At 25.0% G+C, this 18,973-nt stretch carries 17 protein-coding genes, 1 tRNA gene, 1 rRNA gene and 1 other RNA gene; 11 read left to right on the top strand and 9 right to left on the bottom strand.

Annotated elements, in window-relative coordinates:
• The first annotated feature begins 14 nt into the window (after nt 1-14).
• Nucleotides 15-120 (top strand): 5S ribosomal RNA (gene rrf / locus GE118_RS04310).
• 116 nt (nt 121-236) lie between these two features.
• Entirely contained in the window at nt 237-545 is a 309-nt protein-coding gene (locus GE118_RS04305) for a co-chaperone YbbN (protein ID WP_158764178.1), read from the top strand.
• Nucleotides 546-579: 34 nt separating this feature from the next.
• Here GE118_RS04305 and GE118_RS04400 read toward each other — a convergent pair whose 3' ends face one another.
• The 9 genes from GE118_RS04400 to nrdF form a co-directional block, all read right to left on the bottom strand.
• Nucleotides 580-714: a hypothetical protein gene (locus GE118_RS04400; protein ID WP_255473569.1), complete on the bottom strand. Its 135-nt coding sequence runs from the start codon at nt 712-714 to the stop codon at nt 580-582.
• Nucleotides 715-799: 85 nt separating this feature from the next.
• Nucleotides 800-1,080: RNase P RNA component class B (gene rnpB / locus GE118_RS04300), an RNA gene on the bottom strand.
• Between the two features lie 10 nt (nt 1,081-1,090).
• Nucleotides 1,091-2,020, bottom strand: coding sequence for a DNA polymerase III subunit delta (holA, locus tag GE118_RS04295; protein ID WP_158764177.1), 930 nt, complete (start codon nt 2,018-2,020; stop codon nt 1,091-1,093).
• A gap of 7 nt (nt 2,021-2,027) precedes the next feature.
• Nucleotides 2,028-3,368, bottom strand: coding sequence for an MAG0480 family ComEC-like protein (locus GE118_RS04290; protein ID WP_158764176.1), 1,341 nt, complete (start codon nt 3,366-3,368; stop codon nt 2,028-2,030).
• The gene (locus GE118_RS04285; RefSeq protein ID WP_158764175.1) at nt 3,290-3,772 is read right to left on the bottom strand and encodes an MAG0490 family ComEA-like DNA-binding protein; all 483 of its coding nucleotides are present in this window, start codon (nt 3,770-3,772) and stop codon (nt 3,290-3,292) included. The genes GE118_RS04290 and GE118_RS04285 overlap by 79 nt, the downstream gene beginning before the upstream one ends.
• Nucleotides 3,773-3,868: 96 nt before the next feature.
• Nucleotides 3,869-3,942: transfer RNA gene (locus tag GE118_RS04280), tRNA-Gly, on the bottom strand.
• Nucleotides 3,943-3,993: 51 nt separating this feature from the next.
• Complete coding sequence (gene nrdE, locus GE118_RS04275; protein ID WP_158764174.1) at nt 3,994-6,177, bottom strand: class 1b ribonucleoside-diphosphate reductase subunit alpha; 2,184 nt, start codon at nt 6,175-6,177, stop codon at nt 3,994-3,996.
• A gap of 16 nt (nt 6,178-6,193) precedes the next feature.
• Nucleotides 6,194-6,646, bottom strand: coding sequence for a class Ib ribonucleoside-diphosphate reductase assembly flavoprotein NrdI (gene nrdI, locus GE118_RS04270; RefSeq protein WP_158764173.1), 453 nt, complete (start codon nt 6,644-6,646; stop codon nt 6,194-6,196).
• A gap of 1 nt (nt 6,647) precedes the next feature.
• The gene (gene nrdF / locus GE118_RS04265) at nt 6,648-7,670 is read right to left on the bottom strand and encodes a class 1b ribonucleoside-diphosphate reductase subunit beta (protein ID WP_158764172.1); all 1,023 of its coding nucleotides are present in this window, start codon (nt 7,668-7,670) and stop codon (nt 6,648-6,650) included.
• A gap of 364 nt (nt 7,671-8,034) precedes the next feature.
• Between nrdF and GE118_RS04260 the strand changes: the two genes are divergently transcribed.
• From GE118_RS04260 to GE118_RS04220, 9 genes are all read left to right on the top strand, one after another.
• On the top strand, nt 8,035-8,904 hold the full coding sequence (locus tag GE118_RS04260; protein WP_158764171.1) for a thymidylate synthase: 870 nt from the start codon (nt 8,035-8,037) through the stop codon (nt 8,902-8,904).
• On the top strand, nt 8,904-9,845 hold the full coding sequence (locus GE118_RS04410) for a dihydrofolate reductase (RefSeq protein WP_158764170.1): 942 nt from the start codon (nt 8,904-8,906) through the stop codon (nt 9,843-9,845). Before GE118_RS04260 ends, GE118_RS04410 begins: the two co-directional genes overlap by 1 nt.
• A gap of 395 nt (nt 9,846-10,240) precedes the next feature.
• The gene (locus GE118_RS04250; RefSeq protein ID WP_158764169.1) at nt 10,241-11,035 is read left to right on the top strand and encodes an MAGa4850 family ICE element protein; all 795 of its coding nucleotides are present in this window, start codon (nt 10,241-10,243) and stop codon (nt 11,033-11,035) included.
• A gap of 238 nt (nt 11,036-11,273) precedes the next feature.
• Nucleotides 11,274-12,512, top strand: a complete 1,239-nt coding sequence (locus GE118_RS04245) for a hypothetical protein (RefSeq protein ID WP_158764168.1) — start codon at nt 11,274-11,276, stop codon at nt 12,510-12,512.
• Nucleotides 12,512-14,566 (top strand): type IV secretory system conjugative DNA transfer family protein, encoded by a 2,055-nt coding sequence (locus GE118_RS04240; RefSeq protein ID WP_158764167.1) that lies wholly within the window; start codon nt 12,512-12,514, stop codon nt 14,564-14,566. The genes GE118_RS04245 and GE118_RS04240 overlap by 1 nt, the downstream gene beginning before the upstream one ends.
• Nucleotides 14,566-15,765, top strand: coding sequence for a DNA cytosine methyltransferase (locus tag GE118_RS04235; RefSeq protein ID WP_158764166.1), 1,200 nt, complete (start codon nt 14,566-14,568; stop codon nt 15,763-15,765). Before GE118_RS04240 ends, GE118_RS04235 begins: the two co-directional genes overlap by 1 nt.
• 35 nt (nt 15,766-15,800) lie before the next feature.
• A complete protein-coding gene (locus GE118_RS04230) occupies nt 15,801-16,016 on the top strand; it encodes a hypothetical protein (protein ID WP_158764165.1) in 216 nt (71 codons plus the stop codon).
• 11 nt (nt 16,017-16,027) lie between these two features.
• Complete coding sequence (locus GE118_RS04225) at nt 16,028-17,191, top strand: ArdC family protein (protein WP_158764164.1); 1,164 nt, start codon at nt 16,028-16,030, stop codon at nt 17,189-17,191.
• Between the two features lie 49 nt (nt 17,192-17,240).
• Complete coding sequence (locus GE118_RS04220; protein WP_158763855.1) at nt 17,241-18,947, top strand: IS1634 family transposase; 1,707 nt, start codon at nt 17,241-17,243, stop codon at nt 18,945-18,947.
• Nucleotides 18,948-18,973 lie beyond the last annotated feature (26 nt).

Below are 18,973 nucleotides of genomic sequence, written 5' to 3'. Positions count from 1 at the left end.
AGTGCTATACTATTATCAGTGGTTATAGCAAAGGGGATCACCTGAATCCATTCCGAACTCAGTAGTTAAGCCCTTTAGTGCCGACGATAGCCGAAAGGTGAAAATAGGGAGCTGCTATTTTTTTATACCTTTAAAAAAGCACTTTTACCAAAAAGTGCTTTTTTTGATTAAATTTATATAAAAAACTCATTTTTTGTATATAATTAACATATAAATCAATTAGAAGAGGTGATTTTATGTTAAAAGAATCAAATAAAAATGAAATTCTTGAAAATGTTAAAGATGGTAAAGGTTTACAGTTAGTTGTTTTCCATGCTACTTGATGTGGTCCTTGTAGAATGTACAAAAGTTCATTAGAAGAACTTAGCGAAAAAGATAATGTAGAAATTTACAGAGTGGATATTGACCAAAATAGAGAATATGCTACAGAAGCTGGTGTAGCATCAATTCCTTTCACACAAGTTTATGTAGATGGAAAATTAGTAGAATCAGCTGCTGGATATAAACCTTATACACAACTTAAAGAATACATTGAAAAATTTTAATCATACACAAGCAACAATTTAATGTTGCTTGTTTTTATTTAATTTGTTGAATAAGCAATGAAGAAAGTTTCTTAATTTGTAAATTAAAAACTTTTTCTAAACTTAATAAGTAATTTAAATGTGTCAAAGTGGTTTGGAATTTATTGTTCGTTATTTTTGATTTTTTCATAATTTGTCTCCAATTTATAAATTAAAAAAATAGTTATAAAGGTCAAAAATTGAACTAAAAAAACACAGAATAATCTGTGTTTTAGCATAATAAGCCGTGTTCTGTTCTTTTTCATAGAAAAAGCATCGGTAATTTATCTAATGTTATAAACATTCCAGAGAATTGTTCATTTACTATCTCTAGTTCCCCTACCAAAATTTGGGTTTCTAGCTCATGGAGTTTACCTCGTTTCACTACACTCGTCTCTGTGGCACTTGTCGTCTAAGCTTAAGCTTATTAGGCTTAACATGAACACTACCACCATCGCAGGTGGTGCTAGCACGGACTTTCCTCTACATAAGATTATGCAGCTACCGATTAATGCTTTTAAATCATACTATATATAGAAATTTTTTATTAAAAAATTTTCGAAAATAATTTTTGCCGAATTACTATTTCTTTTGATTAATAAATCGGTTTTAGCTAAATTAAAAATAATATTTTTAATTTTTTTATAACCGTAAAATTTAATTAAATTCATTGCTTTAATTACACGATATTCGTGTATATTAAGCTCTTTAGCTATCTTTTGATTGTCTCAATTCATTTTCTTTAAATTATATACACAAGAGCTTAAGGTAAGATATGAAGCTAATTGTGATACTAAGAAAATGATATTATCATTTTCTAATAAACTATGTTGATATTTAGTATATATATTTGCAAATCTTCCTGTTTCAATTGCATTTAAAAACGCAAAAGGTTTGGATGATGTATCTTGAATATTGTTTTTAATTAAATCAATATTTATTTTTTTAGATAAGTTTAATAATTTCTTAATTTCGTTGGTAATAATAAAAAGATTTTCCGGAAGCATCTCTAATAAATAAACCGCATCATTATAACTAATATAACCTTTATTTGAATTAATATAATTAATTACAAATTGAATTAAATCTTTTTTATTGATTTTTGAAGAAACTAAAACATCAGCTTTTTCATTTAAAAAATTAGTAAATTTATTTTTAATAATGCTATCTTTATTTGAAAAAATAACTACTTCATGATAACTTTGACTAATAATAGTGATTCATTTATCGAATAAATCACTATTAGCTTTTAAGTTTTTTTCAAATAAACAATAAAAATCATTAAGGATAATTAAATTTTTATTACCTATAAGCGACATTGAACTTAATGCTTCTTCCATTTTATAATCTATTGATTTAGAATCAAAAACCACTATATCAGCGGGGTTAAATTTTTGTTTTATATTATTTAATTTTTCTTCATTTAAATAAGGTTCGCTTCCATAAATTAAAGTCATATGCTAATTATATACTTAATTTTTTACTTAATATTGTATTGTAAAGAATTATGAAATAAACAAGTGGATACAATAAAAATATGTATGCAGTAAAATCAATAACTATGATTAAATTAACATTATTTAATATATTAATTAAATAATTAAAATTTAAATAAATAACATCAACAATAATAGCAAACGGTAGACATAGTAAAGATATAATTAAAACTAATTCTAAAAGATTAGATAATAATAAATTAAATATAAATGACATAATACTAAATTTAGTATTAAAAGAAAGTAAAAGTATATTAGCAATAATTCAAATTATTAGTAATTTGATTAAATTATCTAATTTTTTATTTCTTGAATATTTAGTTTTATTAAGAATTAAAAGAGAAAAGGTTAACAAATAACTCAATCAAAACCCAAAATTTAATACTATTTTTGGATTAATGGATAATGTGATTAATGAGACAAAAAATAGTAGCATAATTTTATTAATTTGATTGTTTTTAATTTGTTTAAAAAAGATATATTCACAAGTAATTATCATTAAAAATGCTTTTAAAATTGAAGGAGTATTTTTATTTATAAAAGTATATATAGTAATAAAAAATAAACTTAATAGATTATATTTATCAATCTTTTTAAAAATAATTTTGATCAATTTATAAATAATATAGTAATGCAGACCGCTAATAACGATCAAATGAATAACACCCATATCTTTTAGTTTGGTAATCAATTCATTATTGCTGTCAAAGTTATAACCAAATAACAAAGGGATAAGAAATTTATTATATGAAATACCTAAAGCGTTGAGATATCTAAATAAATAATTTCTAAAATCTCAATTAGATACCTTTTGTAAGTTAATTATTTCTAATTCATAAAATATATTTTTTGATTCTCAATAGTTATTTAGTTCTATAGGTTTTAATTTTGCTTGAATTAATATTTTATCAAAAAGAAATAAATCATAATTTTTATTAAAAATAACAAAGTTTCTGAATGTATTATCTTGCAAAATTAAATACTTTGAAGATACATCTTTTACAGTAAAAATAGAATTATTAATATCTTTAGAATTAATTTTGTTTCATTGGTGATTTATAAAAATAACTATTAAACAAAATATTAAAGATATTAAAATAATCTTTCAAGCATTTCTAAATAATATTAAGTTAAGAATTAACGGAATAAAGGTTAAAGATAACCATAAATAATTAAATTTATAAAACAAAAATAAAAAGGAACAAACAATTAAAAAGTAATTGAAGTATTCTAATCGATAATCAAAATATTGCTTAATTTTTGATATGTTATATCATCCATATTTGGGATTGACAAAATATTTTTTCATGTTATATTATGTTTCTTGCTTTTGATTAATTGAATAATCTTTTGAGCAATATTTTTATCAATATTTAAATTAGTTAATTGTTTGATAGTTTTTAATTTTGAAATATGTATTTTATTTTTCTTATAAGGGATAAAGATTTCATTATTTTCTGGAGCATAATTATTTAAAGGGAAATTCGAAATATCAGCATAAGGAAAAATTTGAACCAAAAAGAATAGTTCTTTATAACTTAATTTCTTAGTACTTTTAACTTGGTTTGTATGCAAAGCAGCTCCAGATACTTTGTATAAATAAACTTTGCTTTCAACAATAGGATCAGGTTTTTGCTTCAATACATATACTGAAGCAAAGAAAATACCAAAAGTAGCAAATATCAAAATAATAATTAGCAGATGTTTCTTCATATTTAATAAATAATTTTTTTATTAAAGCGAACTAAAAATGAACAAAAATATAAAAAAACAAGCTCTAAGCTTGTTTAGATGGTCAATTTCTTGATATGGAGCGAGTGAAGGGAATCGAACCCTCACAGTCAGCTTGGAAGGCTGAAGTTCTACCATTAAACTACACTCGCAATATAGTGTTAATATTATAACACTATTTTTTGTTTTGCAATAAAAATTTTTTAAATTTTGCAACTTTCACATTCAAGTTCTAAGTTTCAATTTTGTTGATCTTTTTCTCAATCTATATTTTCTGAGTCTTCAAGAACTTCTTGCTTAATACGTACATAATAAATAGAAGAAACTTTTGATTTAAAAGCATGGATATAAGCTTTATTTAAATCTCTAGTAGTAGCTGTATCGTTCATAAATAAAGTTAATGAAATAGCTTGATCAACGTGTTTTTGTGCTTGAGCTACTATATCAATATATGGAATAGGTCCTAATTCATAAGCACCTTTTTTGTAGTATTCATAATTATCTTCATTTAATTTATAAGCTAATGAATATACACGTCCAATTTTTCCTTCTTTTCTAACCTCAACAGGAGAAACAACAGGTTGTAAAGAAGGAGTACATGAAGAAAGATATGAAATTGAACCTGTAGGAGCTACAGCTAAAAGATGTGAATTAGCTAAACCATGTTGCATAATATTTTTGGTTAATTCAATTCAATCTTGTTTAGTAGGTAATTTAATATTAGCTTTATCAAATACTTCTTTGATCTTAGTTGATTTAAATTGATATAAGTTATCATCACACTTAGTATATTTATCAAAATATTCACCAGTTGCATATTTTGATGTAGAGAAATTCTTATAAGTTTGTTGATTAATTATTGCTAATTTATTTGAAGCTTTAAAAGCATAATAAGCAATGGTGTAGAAAAATAAATCAGTAAATTCTAAAGCTTCAGGAGAATCATAATGAATTTGGTTATTAGCTAAAAATCCATGAAGGTTCATTGCTCCTAAACCTAAAGCATGATTATTAGCATTACCATTTTTAATAGAAGGAGCACATGACAAATCACAGCTTCTAGAAACGTGATCTAATGATTTAATTGCATAATAAATTGAATTTTCAATATCATGATGAGGTTGCATAATTTTATCAATGTTTAATGAACCTAAATTACATGCAATATCTTCACCTAAATTTTTAATTGATAAATCAACATTATATTCAGTCATAGAAGAAGATTGAACAATTTCAGAACATAAGTTTGACATTACAATTCTACCTGCATTAGGGTTGTTATTATTTACTGTATCATCAAATAATAAGTATGGATATCCTGATTCAAAGTGTAATTCAGCAATTGTTTGGAAGAATTTTCTAGCAGAGATATATGATTTTTTAATTCTATCATTGTTTAACATATTGTAGTATTCTTTAGAAACTTCAATATCTGAAAACGGTTTTCCATAAACTCTTTCAACATCATATGGTGAGAATAAAGCCATTTGTTCGTTATTTTTAGCTAATTCAAAAGTAATATTAGGTACCACAACTCCTAAAGCAAGGGATTTAATTCTTATTTTTTCATCAGCATTTTCTCTTTTTGAATCTAAATAAGTCATAATATCAGGGTGATGAGCATGAAGATATACAGCTCCTGCACCTTGTCTTTGACCTAATTGATTAGCATATGAAAATGAATCTTCAAGAATTTTCATAACAGGAATAACTCCTGTAGCTTGATCTTTAATTTGTTTAATAGGAGCACCAAATTCTCTTAAGTTAGTTAAACATAAAGCAACTCCTCCACCACGTTTAGATAATTGTAATGATGTAGAAACAGCTCTAGCAATAGATTCCATATTATCTTCAACTCTTAATAAATAACACGAAACATATTCACCACGTTGTTTTTTACCTGCGTTTAAAAAAGTTGGTGTAGCAGGTTGAAATCTTCCTGAAAGAATTTCCTCTAAGATGTTTTTAATATCTTGGAAGTTATTTCCACCTAAAAATAAAGCGTTCATTAATGCTCTTTCAGAATAAGTTTCAAGATATTGCTTACCATCAAAAGTTTTTAAACAATAAGCGTTATAGAATTTTACTATTCCCATAAATGAAGGGAATTTGTGATTGTATTTTTTGATAATGCTATATAACTCTTCTAATTGTTCTTTAGAAACACGATCAACCACTTCTTTTTCATAGTAGTTATTTTCTACTAAGTATTGCATTCTTTGATGGATATCTTGAAATTCCATAGTTCTAGGTTTAACATGAGTATCCATATAAATTTCTACAGCTATAGTATCATTTTTGGTTGAATCTTTACCTTCATTTAATTTACTCATTGCGTTATATGCTAAATATAAATCAGTTTCTTTAAAGTTTTGTTTTTTATTCATTTATTCCTCTTTTAAATTATTGGTTTCATAATTTTTCTATTTTTTCTTTAACGATTTCTTCATCGTGTTTTGTACCTATTAATTCATAAATGTGTAATAAAGGTACTTGTAATTTTGCTTGTAAAACATATCCAGCAAGTCCATAAGTATCACCAAAATTAGTATTACCGCTTGCTACAATAGCTATACAATGTTCTCTATTTTGTTGATTATTTAAAAATTTGATTACTTGTTTAGGAACACTTCCTTTAACATCATCTAATCCACCTGAATAAGTTGGACAAAAAAGAACATAATCAAAATCTACTAAAAATTCTTGGTTCATATCTACAGGAATTTTATGTTTTGGATAACCTAATTTAGTTACAAATTTATCAGTGTTTCCTGTTTCTGATGAAAAATAAACAGCATTTATACCAGTTGTTGGTTTTTTGATTTTAATTTCAATATTTTTTTCTGTTGTATTCATGTTAAAATTCTCAATCCTCATCTAATGTTTCTTCAGTTACACCCATAACATAAGAACTTCCGTTTCCTGAAAAGAAGTCATGATTTTCATCCGCTTTTGCTGATAATTGAGCAAAAACTTCAGGCGAAATTTTAGTTTCTTCAGGTGTAAAAGGTGATTCATAACCACAATTTTGTAAGAATTTTCCAGCATTGTATAAACTAAAAGCAATAGCTTCATCAGCTAGACCAAATCCATCATAAAGTTCTCTTAAAAAATCTTTTTCTAATTCAATAAGTTGATAAAGAATATCAAACACAAATTGTTTATATTCTTCTTGTTTTTCTTTAGGTAATTTTTCAATTTTTTTACGGTATTTATAACCTGAATAATAGTTATGTAACACTTTATCTCTTAAAATAAGTCTAATAATGTCACTTGTGTTTGGTAATTTAGCTCTTGCAGATAAATAAAATGGTAAGTAAAATCCACCATATAGTAAAAATCCAGGCATTAAAGCAGCAGCAATTTTTGATTTTAACGGATCTTTTGAAGTGTAATATGGAACTAGGAATTTAGCTCTAGCTTGTAATTTTTCATTATTAATTACTCATTCATGAGCTTCTTCAATTTCATCACTTGTATTTAAGGTTGAAAAAATTGTTCCATAACTTCTTGCATGAACCCCAACCATAAAAGCAAAGTTAGCATAAATAACTTGCTCATGATCAGTTAAAGAGTTAGGGATTTGAGCAATATCTCCTAAAGTACATTGAATGGTATCTAACAATGTTAAACCAGTGAAAGTTCTAGTTAGTAATTGTTTTCAATCAGCATCCATTTCATTTCATGATTTTAAATCATTTGATACAGGAATTTTTTCTGGTAATCAAAAGTTTTGTGTAACTCTAGTTCACACTTCTAAATCTTTAGGATCATTGATTACGTTTCAGTTAACTGCACGCATTGGTCCTTGCATATTCATTTTATTAACAAAATCTAAAGGATTAGATGATTTGTAGTAATATTCGTTGTTATTTTTCATATAAACCTCTTTTGTATAATGTTTAGTATTTATTAAAATAAGGCTAAAAATTGGTGTAATAAAATTGAATATTTAGTCAATATTCATTTATTTTATAAACACAATTATTATTGAAGAACGTCTATTTATTTTGTATTCTAAAAGGTTTTCAATTTTTAGTCTTACAATGATTTTAATTCAAAAAACAAAAAACAAAAATCAAAAAGATTTTTTTATTTTTTAATTAAAAATATGGAAAATATGCTATTTATAATTGGTTAAAATTTTCCACTTTTGTGAAATAAATATGAAATAAATTTTTTTATTTTGAAATTTGTAATAATTATCTTAAATTGAAATAATACACTTAAAAAAAGAGGTTGATATGCAAGAATATTTAAAATTATTAAAAAATGTAAAAGATAATGGAATAAAAAAAGAAGATCGTACTGGAGTAGGTACAATCTCTGTTTTTGGTACTCAAACTAGATATGATTTAAGAAAAGGTTTTCCACTATTAACTACTAAAAAAATGGCTTGAAAAGCTATTTGTTATGAATTATTATGATTTATTAAAGGTGATACTAATATTAAATATTTAGTGGATCATAATGTTAATATTTGAAATGAATGACCATATGAAATTTATAAAAAAAGTAAAGATTATAAGAATGAAACATTAAAGGAATTTGTACAAAAAATTAAAGATGATGAAGAATTTGCTAAAAAATATGGTGAATTAGGACCTGTATATGGAAAACAATGACGTAATTTTATGGGATATGATCAACTTAGTGAAATCATTAAGCAAATTCAATTAAATCCTTTTTCAAGAAGGTTAATTATTAGTGCTTGAAACCCATTAGAAGTAGATCAAATGGCACTTCCGCCTTGTCATAGCTTCTTTCAGTTTTATGTTAATAAAGATATGGAATTATCATTGCAACTTTACCAAAGAAGTGGAGATTTATTTTTAGGTGTTCCCTTTAATATTGCTTCATATTCATTGCTTTTATCAATGGTAGCTCAGGTTTGTGGATTAAAAGTTGGGGAATTTGTTCATACAATTGGAGATACTCATATATACTTAAATCACTTAGAACAAGTTGATTTACAACTTTCAAGACAACCTTTAAAACTACCTAAATTAGTTTTAAACCCTAAAATCAAAAATATTTTTGATTTTACTTTTGAAGATATTGAGCTTGAAGGATATGAATCACATTCAACAATTAAAGCAGAGGTGGCAGTTTAATGATTAAATTAATAGTTGCTTTAGGAAAAGATAATTTAATAGGTAAAGGTAATAAGATGCCTTGACTTATTAAAAACGAATTTAAGCACTTTAAACAAACTACAATCAATCATAGTTTATTAATGGGTAGAAATACATTCTTAGGACTTCCTAACAAGCTAAATGATAGGTTTATTTATGTTTTATCAAGCGATGACATAGAAGCTGCAGATCAAACCATTCACAATGATCAAGAATTAGATGAATTATTTAAAAAATTTAAAGATTCAAAAGATATTTTATTTATTGCTGGTGGTAAAAGTATTTATGAGAAATATTATAAATATGCAGATGAATTAATAGTTTCAAGAATCAAAAACGATTATCAAGGTGATGTTTATTTAGATTGAGATTTAAGTGATTATCAACTAACTCAAACCATTGATGAAGATCAAGATTTTTTAGTTCAATATTGAACTAAAAAAGAAGTTAAATTATTTGATGCTATTAGTTGAGATGATTATTTTATGCTTTTAGCAAAAACTTCAGCATTTAGATCAAAAGATCCAAATACTCAAGTAGGAGCTTGCATTATTAATGATAAAAAAAGAGTTATAGCTCTTGGATATAATGGAATGCCTCAAGGGTTAGATAAAATTTTTCCTTGAGATAGAGATAAAGAAGAAGGTTTAAATAAATATCCATATGTAATTCATGCTGAAATAAACGCTATTTTAAACGCAACAGTTTCAGTTGACCAAGGTATTTTATATACTTCTTTATTTCCTTGTTCAAACTGTGCTAAAACCATTGTTCAAAGCGGAATTAAAGAGATAGTTTATGAATCAAACAAATACCAAGGAACTACAGATCAAAAAATAGCACAGTTTATTTTTGATCAAACTAATGTTAAAACAAGACAACATTTAGCTAATCCTAGAATCACAGTTAAATTAGACTAATTTAAAACAGCAATATATGCTGTTTTTTATTTTAGGTATAAAGTGGGAAATGGTGATTTAATTACTAAAGGGAAATAAAAAATAAGACAAATATAGATTTGTCTTATTTGAAATTGTTATTCTTTATCTTTTTTGCGTTTTTTAAATAGTGCAATTAAGATAAAGAAGATAGTAGTTGCAGCAACTGCAATACCTGAAATTAATCCATATTTTAATTTCTTGTAGTTTGTTTGGTATTGTTCAACTAATTGATTAAATTTTTCATTTAACCTTATTAAACTTTGTTGATTATCTCAATGATTTGAATTTGATAAATTATCTAAATATTTAGAGTGAGTAAAATCCCCTTCACCTAAGCGCTTCCAGGCGCTTTTTTATTTGCAAGAGGAGGTTTTATGGGAAAGTATAAAGAGCTTTTAGTTTTACAACAAGAATTTATCTTCGATGATAAGAAAATTAAAGAAGATAAACGTGATGCTAATTTTATAAAACTTTATAACTCTAAAAAATACAATAAACTTCCTTTGCAGATAGTAAATAAAATTTGCAAAACAAAATTTTATTTACCTAAAAAAGTGTTGGATGTAATTAAAGATAAGCAATCAGTTTGTGAATTTTTAGCTGTTGCTAATTTATTTAAAGCAAGAAAAAAATTTGTTAGCTTTAACAAGATAGCAAAATATTTTCCTAAGACAACTTTTTATCGTGCATTAAAATTTTGTATTAATAACAAACTTATTGTTTCCCACGACAAAAAATTTAAGTTAAATTTTGGTGATGATAAACGTTGTTTTGTTGCTTTGACAAAATCATATGACTGAAAATTATTCTTCCTTTATGGAATGAATGTTTTAATTACAAAGAAAAAAGAACAATATGCAATCAAGAATGCGAATAATAAAAAACAAGTTTTATTACAAAATAAATATTTAGGTTTAAAAAAATCAACTGCTTATAATCATCTAAAAAAGATTTGTAATTTTGAGTTAGTTGATTATAGACGAAAATATTTAGTTAAAAAAATCTATCATAAAATAGACTTATCTAATAAATCAGATTCTATTTTATTGTTCAATCCCTTTCTTTTAGATCCTCAATCACTGTTTGCTGATACTAAAATTAAAAAATTTAGATATTACAAACATCAGCATTTTTTCAAATTGACATCCGAAAGATATTTAGTACATTAATTTCTATCATCAATTTCATTTATTGAAAGAAACGAAGTAAACGGGATTAATTAATTAATTAATTCAGATGGTTGATGAAAAAAATTATTGGACTCTAATGAATTATTAAATTTTGGTAATGCAATTTTTAGTTAGTTCCAAATTTTAGACCTAAATATAAACAAAGTAAACGAAGTTAACTTTGTTTATTACAACGTAGATGTAGTCTGTTACTATGTTGAATTTAGGATGGGATTATATGAATAATGTTAATTGGGGTTTTGTTCGATTAGAATATGCTAGAAAAAATATTCAAAAGAATTTAATTGGTGGTCAAAAGAAAGTTCATAATTGAGAATTTTATGTAAGCGGAAATTTTGTAGATTATATCACTCGAGCGAGTGCTGTTTGCTTGCAAGATAATTCTGAAACAAATGAAAGCTTAATGAATAAATTTTATGATAGCAATCTTGATTATGCTGAGTTTATGAAATCACAAGTGAAAAACAAACAAGATAATCCAGGAATTAAATACAAATCAGGTTTATATCGTTTGTTTAATGAAAGTGCTAATGACATTGATAAAGAAAGCTTTAAAGCTGAGTTTAAAAATAAAGTGTCTGAGCAACAAATAATTTATGAATTAACTATCAATATGGGTGATTTATCAAAATTTACTAATACTTTTTCAAAACAAAATTGAAATGAGTATCTTAATTTGTTTTTATCTAAAATGTTAGAAAGAAACAAAATGAACAAAAATAATGTTGATGGTGTTTGAGCGATGCATACTAACAGTGATTATCCCCACATACACTTAATGTTATATGAAAAATCTAAGTTTAGAAAATTTAATTCATTTTCAAAAGATTCAATTAAGTTGTTCAAACAAGATTTGGTTAATGTGTTAGAAACTCCTAAAGAATTTTATGATCTTGTTTCTACTAAAAATAGCATTTATGAACACAAGAAAAACTTAAGAGTTTTCTTTAATCAAAAACATAAAATCAAATCATCATCTGCTGTTGATCATTATTCAAAACTTGTTGCTGATGAGTGAAAGAAAAATTATTCATCTAAAAATGATTTAATTAAACTTTCAATTCAAGATTTAAATGCAGATAAAAATCAAAGTTTATACAATTCAATTTCTAAAGTAAAAGATTTACTTCTTTCATCTAACAAAGATTTTAAAACTGATTATCTAGAATTTAAAAATCAAATTACTAAACTTTCTAAAACAAATAAATTTATGACTTTAAAAGAAAAAGATGATTTCATTTCAAAACAATCTAAAGAATTAGATTTATTAATAGCAAAACAAATTATTAAATCATCTTTAGAAAAAGATAAACAAAATAACATTCCAGTTCAACAACAAAAAAGTTTTATTAAAATCTTTAATTCTTTATGAATTGAAAATAGAGCTGGATATCAAGAAGAATTAAAAGCAAAAGCTTTATTCAAAAAAATTCAAGCTATGTCTGAAGGTGAATAATGAAATTAAAAGTTAAATCACAACGCAAGCGATGATTAATTGCAAAACTCATAACTTTTCCTTTGTTCTATGTCCTGTCAATAATAATCTTTTCATTTTTAGCAATGCTGATTATTTACAATCAAAAATTTATCAGTGATATTAAATTGAATTTTTGAAAAAGTACCTTTAGTTATTTAGAAAAAATTTTTCTAGATAGTGATAAAGGACTTTATTTACTTTTAATTAGTTTTTTATCTTTGGTTATCTTTTACATTTGATGATTGAGTTATGATCTAACTTTTAAAAATTCTAATAATGATTTAAGAAACAACTTAAATGATTTGTTTTTATGAAATGAAAAGTTGAAAGTAGGTAATAAAAAAGAATATCAAAAACTTCTTAATCAAAATAATGATAACTTTGTTTTAAATTTCTATCCACATAAAAGCAAAGTAAATTATCTTACAAATGATAGTGATTTTCACAGTATTGTTTTAGGTACAACAGGAAGCGGTAAAACTCAAAGAGTTATTTTACCTAACATAATCTATAACTCTTCATTAGAAAAAGAGAAAAAGAGCTTAATGGTGATATCTGATCCAAAAGGTGAAATCCTAAATAAAACTGGTAATCATTTAAAAAATCAAGGATATACAATCAAGGTTGTTGATTTGTTTGATTATAAAAATAGTTGTAGATGAAATCCTTTAATTGATGCGTGAGAAAAATTACATTCAAAAGCAAAAAATGATTTAACTGAAGATGATTATTCAGAAGCTTTTGCATCTTTGATTGAAATTGTTAATGGATTACCTTGAGATAAAAAGTCAGAAGGTACTATTTGAGAAGCAAATGCAAAAGCTAGCATTATTACCGTTTTAAAGTTTTGATTATTATTTTCTCTTGAAGAAGAAGGTAAAGAATTTAATAAAGATTTATTTACTTTACCGAATTTAAATAAGATGCTTAATTATGATACTTTTAGCAGCGGAAAGTGAAGAAAGATTGCTAAACACCATAAAAGCGATAACGAGATGTGAAATGATATTTATACTGAACAAGCTTCATTAGCTGATGGTGCTCAAGTCACTGTCCAAGGTTATTTAGCAAATGCAACAAAAGTAGTGAGTTTATTTTCACAAGACATTAACTTAAAACGTCTTACATCAACTGATACATTAGATTTAACAACAATGTTCAACAATCACAAAGAAGAACATTTTGCATTGTTTATTAAGTTTCCTGATCAAAAAGTAAGTATTAGATTCCTAGTAAGTATTTTAGTTAATCAAATTTACAAAAAAGCATTAGATTATTTACAAACTAACAATAAAGATAATCTAGATAGAAAGTTATTTTTCTTTTTGGATGAATTTGGTAATTTACCTGTTATTCCAGATTTTGCAAATAAGTGTTCTATTGCAAGAAGTAGAAAAATATTCTTTATGTTAGTGTTGCAAGATTACGAACAATTAAAAATGTATGAAACTGGTAAGGGTGAAAATGCAATTATTAAAAATAATGCTGCATTAGTTTATTTTTTAAATACTAATAACGAAAAAACACTTGAAGCAGTTTCAAAATCTTTAGGAACAAAACATATTGAAAGAAAAAGTGAAACTGTTCAAAGTAAAAGTTCAAGTTCATCAGTATCTACTTCAATGGAAAAAGTTCCTTTATATGATGTTCCTGCTTTAAAAACAAAAAGCAAGGATGAGTTGATAATTCAAATGCAAAGCAAACTACCTTTAGTAGTTAAAAGTAATATGGCCTACAAAGTTTGAGATTTTATAGCAAATCCAAATACAAAATATTTCTTTGTCCCAAAAGATAAAATTAAAATTAATCTTAATTCTATTTGAAATTTTAGAAGAATGACTTGAGATACTAATAATGAAATTGAAGTTGAAGAAGGAAACTTTCTTCAACAAAATCAAGCTAAAGAAATTGTATTCAATTATGAAACAAGTTCTAGTACATATAAACTACCAGAAATGAATTATTCTACATATATAAAAGTGTTAGAAATAATGTATTTAAAACAAAACAATAAAGATAAGGAGATTAAATAATGAAATTAAAGGTTTTTGATGCTTTTGCAGGTATTGGTTCAATCAATACTGCTATTAATCAAATTAACAAAGATTATAAAGAGAATATTTTAGATATTTTAGCTATATCTGAATGAGATATTAATGCAAATATAGCTTATGCATTAATTCATAGCAAATATAACATTTTCAAACTTTCTAAATATCAGCACAAATTAAAACTTAATTCAATGAGTGAAGTTAATAAACTTTTAGAAACAAAATCATTTAGCTATGATGGAAAAACATCAATTGCTAATTCAATGTTCAAAAATGATTTGTTGAAAAAGATTATAGCTACTAGTTTTTTAGTCAATAGCAATTATGGTGATATTAGAAAACTTAAAGGAGATATGTTAGATACTTTACATTTAGATGTAATCACTTATAACTTTATTCCAGAAGTTATGAATGATTTTAAAGAGCTATTATCTCAAATGAAAAATCGTCCTAAATATTTATTTGCTGAAGCATTACCAAATTTAATCTCTAAAAATAAAACTTTGTTTTTAGAATGAATTGAGTTTTTAAATCAATTAGGGTATGTTGTATTTACTTCAAGTCAAAATTCTAAAAATCACGGAAGCATTCAAAAGAAACAAAGAACATATATTTATGCTTTTGATAAGAGTTTAAAACTACCTTTTGAAAACGAAAAGGAACTTGATAAGCTAATTTTAGCTAAAGGATATAGCTTGATGCTTGAAAGATTAAAAAGTCCCTTAAGTCATTATCAATCAGTATTTGATTTAAATAATAATTACAAAGAAGAAGCTTTAAGTTGTGTTATTGCTAAAACTGAAAGTAGAGCAAATTTAATCAAGAATAATCCTGATTTATCAAACACTGATCAAATGATTATTAATAATGGATTAGTTGAAACATTAACAACTAAACAAGATCGCTCTCCTAATGTTGGAACTATTAGTATTAAGTACAATCTAAATAAAAAAGATTTTTATGAACGTAGATTAATAACTGTTAGAGAAGCATTTAAGCTTAATGGATTTACTGATAGTGATTATGCTAAATTAATTCCACTATTAGATTTAGATTTATTGTCAAAAACTACACTTTATCGATTAATTGGTAACGCAAGTGAAATTAAGATGCTAACTAATTCTTTAAGTGTAATTGTTGATATTTATAATATCAATAAAAAGGAGGTTAATGAAAAATAATCGTTCTTTGCAAAAATAAATTTATTGGAGGAAATATGGACTTAATTTTAGAACTAGCTAGCAAAGATTGCAAGTTAGAAATATCAGATCCAATTGTTCAAGAGTTTTTAATGGATAAATTTGGACAAGAAATTGTCTATAAAGATGAAACATATATCGTTGCATCTGTCGAAGATGAACAAGGTAGTGTCATAGCTGCAACATTAATGACATTAGAAGAATATGAACAATTAGTTAAAAACATTAAATAAAGGTGTTAGTTATGTACAGCAAATACAACAAAGACAAAACATTTAAATCAAACGAAGATAAAACTAAGGAATTAAAAGAATTAGTTAAAAATGAAGTTTTAGAATTCTTTAATAATCCTGAAATGAAAAGTCAGAATATGTCGTTTATTCTTGATCCTGAAAACAAATATAGCTTTTTAAATAAGTTATTAATTGTAAATCAATTTCCAAAAGCTTATAAAGTTAAGGGATTTAACGAATGAAGCAAGAATAAAATCAATGTCAAAAAAGGTGAAAGTGGTATTAAAATTTTTCAACCAATTAAAAACTTTTTCTATATTGATGAACAAAATAAGAAAAAATATGTAAAAGGACCTGAAGAAGTACCTGAAGGTGTTAAATTAGAAACTACATTAAATTTTAAAGTTGGATATGTTTTTGATATCAGACAAACTAATGCTGAGTCTAAAGAATATGGAGCAAAATATTTTGATAAATATTATGATTCAGCATTATATGAAGATATCAATAATAAACTTCTAGAAAACTTAAAAGAAAAAATAAAAAACTCAGGATTATCAGTTGAAGAAGCTCATTTAAGTACTATGAAACGTGATGATTCAAGGACATATGGTTTTGTTAAAAAAGAAAGCAAAAAAATTGTTTTAAATGAGTATAACTTACCTGAAGAAAACAATAATACATTGTTGCACGAAATGTCTCATTACGTAGCAGAAAAACACACTGGATTAGAATATCTTCAATTTCGTTCAGAACACGAAAACGAAGCTGAGCTATCAGCGATGATGTTAATGAAATGAATTGGTATTGAAGATGAAGATGCATATCAAAAGTCAAAAGAGTATGCTTATCAATGATTAACAGCAAAATCTTTTACAAATGCTGATGCTAATCTTTCAAAAGAAGAAAGAATTAAAAAAGCATTTGAAGAAAATCACGACAAATTATTAAAACTAATTGAAAACGCAGGAAAGATAGCATCTGAAGTAATTAAAACTTTTTCATTAGAAGAAGTTAGAAGAGAATATTCTAATGATAAGTGAAAGCTTCATCAAGAAGTGGATGATTTTAGAAAGATTAATGAACCAAATTTATTAACTTATAAAGAAATCATCAATAATATCCTGACTTTTGCAGTTAAAAAATTTTTACTTATATACATAGTATATAAGTAATATTAATTTTTTTACTTGTTATTCTGTTAGAATATGATATAATGCGAATATGTTTGTGAAAATTAGTAAAGTAAGTGGTGTTGAATATGTAACACTAGTGGAATCAAAATGAGACAAAGTTAAAAAGAAAGCAGTTCATAAAGTTGTACAAAGATTGGGTAGAAAAGAAGATTTAATAGCAAACGATCCACTTGCTATTGAAAAATTAAAAGAAGAATGTAAAAAGTCAAAAGCAAAAATATCAGAAGCAAATCAATTAGTAACTGATGTTATGGATTCACTTCTTCATAATGTACTTCTTACTGATAACGAAACTTTAGACACTATGTGTTATGGTAATTTGATTTATAGAAAATTATTCAAAACACTAAAGTTAGACAAGTTTTTCAATAAAGTTGATAAAAGTTATAGGACAAAATACTCACTTTCTGAACTTACAGAATTCTTAGTAACTTCAAGAATTTTAAGACCTGAATCAAAACTTCAAACTTTCAATCAAAAAGAAAAATTTATTACAAATTATGACTTTTCTCTTGAGTCAGTTTATAGATCACTTGAAAAAATTGGTAAAGAAAAAAGCAAGGTTGTAAGTTATTTAAACAAACAGTTATCAAGCTTGTACAATAGAGATTTAACACATTGTTATTATGATGTAACAACAATTTATTTTGAAAGTTTTGACGCTGATGAATTAAGAAATTTTGGTTTTTCAAAAGACTTAAAAGTGAATCAAACACAAGTGGTTTTAGCACTTGCTATTGATAACAAAGGTATTCCTATTACATATGAAGTTTTTCCCGGAAATACTAATGAATTCAAAACATTTTTACCATTTTTAGAGAGTTTGAAAAACAATTTTGGTTTCCAAAACATCACAATTATTGCTGATAAAGGCTTAAATTCTAAAAATAACCTATTAGAAATGAAAAAATTAGGTTACAACTACATCATTACTGAAAAAATAAAATCATTAGATAAAAAGGTGTCTGATGCATTTGATTTAGATACTTTTGAAAGTGTTACAGATAAATTTTTCGTGAGAAAAATACCTGTAATTGACTATGTTAATAGTGACGAAAAAGTCTATGCTCTAGATGATGAATTAGTTTTAACTTACTCAAGCGAAAGATCAAAATATGACTTATATCACATTGAAAAATTAAAACAAAAAGCTACTAAACTAATTGAACAAAAGAACCATACAACATACAAATCATCTATTAATACAGGTGGCAAAAAGTATATTTCAAGTAAAGTTGAAAACGTTGAATTCAATCAAAAACAATATGATAAAGATTTAAAGACAATTGGGTTTTATGGGATAAGAACTAATATTAAAGAAATTGATCCAATGAAAATTTATAAACAATTAAGAGGTTTATGAAAGATTGAAGAATCTTTTAGAGTGCTTAAAACCAATTTTGAAGCAAGACCAGTTTATGTGTGAAAAAAGGAATCTATTTTAGGTCATTTCTTAATTTGTTATATATCTTTAGTTATTCAAAGATATCTTGAATTATTATTAAAAGAAACAGTAAATTTTGAAAAAGATGATCAATATTTAACTACATCTAAAATTATAAAAACCTTAAATGAGAAAGCTACAGTAGTCATTTGAGGAGAAGATAAAGAACATTTTTTAAGATTAAAAATGGATGAAGGACTTACAAGAATATTAAAAGCATTTAATATTAATTCACTACCTAAATATGGTAAGGTTGAAAATTTAAGTTCTATTATACTAGGAAAAAGATAAACAAAAAGACGAAAACGCAATAAATA

It is taken from the genome of Mycoplasma sp. NEAQ87857 (assembly GCF_009792315.1).
Lineage (GTDB): Bacteria > Bacillota_I > Bacilli_A > Mycoplasmatales > Metamycoplasmataceae > Mycoplasmopsis.
The sequence above is the reverse complement of the archived record's forward strand: the minus strand, read 5'-3'. Positions and strand labels throughout refer to the sequence as shown.